This window comes from Pseudomonas imperatae, assembly GCF_057128625.1.
Window position 1 is genome coordinate 1 of the sequence record NZ_JBSKHP010000071.1, and the last position, 907, is coordinate 907.

1 protein-coding gene is annotated in these 907 nt (G+C 66.2%); it reads right to left on the bottom strand.

Features of this window, described 5'->3' with window-relative positions:
- Positions 1 to 15: 15 nt before the first annotated feature.
- The coding region (locus ACWKWX_RS32620; RefSeq protein WP_483829928.1) for an IS256 family transposase at positions 16 to 907 on the bottom strand (892 nt) is incomplete at its 5' end.

Below are 907 nucleotides of genomic sequence, written 5' to 3' on the forward strand. Positions count from 1 at the left end.
TCAGCTGTCGTTAGTTTAGGCGGCGGTGATCTCGGGGAGTATCACCGCCTCGTCGATGGTGGGGGTGGTCGCGGTGAGCTCGGTCATGGAGGCTTCGGAGAAGTAGCGGCGGTCGGCGGCTTCCCATTCGTCGTGTTGCTCGACGAGGACGGAGCCGGCCAGGCGGAGCAGGGCGGCGTTGTTCGGGAACACGCCAACGACGTCGGTGCGGCGCTTGATCTCCCGATTGAGGCGTTCCAGCGGGTTCGTGGACCAGATCTGTCGCCAATGCCGGGCGGGGAACGCTTTGAACGCGAGGATGTCGTCACGGGCGTCGGTGAGCATCACGGCGGTCTTGGGGTGGACGCGCTCGATCATGCGCACGACTTCGTCGAACTGGGCATCGATGTGCTCGGCGTCGGGTTGGGCGAAGATCGTGCGGATCACGCTGGCGACCATCTCCTGCCGGCCCTTCGGGAGGGCGGTCAGGACGTTGCGCATGAAGTGGACGCGGCAGCGCTGCCAGGCGGCGCCCTGCAACACGGTCGCTGCGGCCTTCTTCAGTCCGGCGTGGGCGTCGGAGATCACCAGCTTCACCCCGCCCAGACCTCGTGTCTTCAACGAGCGCAGGAACTGCTTCCAGAACTCCTCGGTCTCGCTGTCTCCGACATCGAAGCCCAGCACGACCCGCCGCCCGTCAGCGGCGACGCCGATCGCGACGACGACCGCCTGGGACACGACACGGTGGTCGATGCGGACCTTGCAGTAGGTCGCGTCGAGGAACACGTAGGGGTAGGCGATGTCAGACAGCGAGCGGTCGCGGAACGATGCGACCTCGGCGTCGAGCCCTTGGCAGATGCGGGACACCTCGGACTTCGAGATGCCAGTGTCAGCGCCGAGCGCTTTGACGAGGTCATCGACCTTCCGG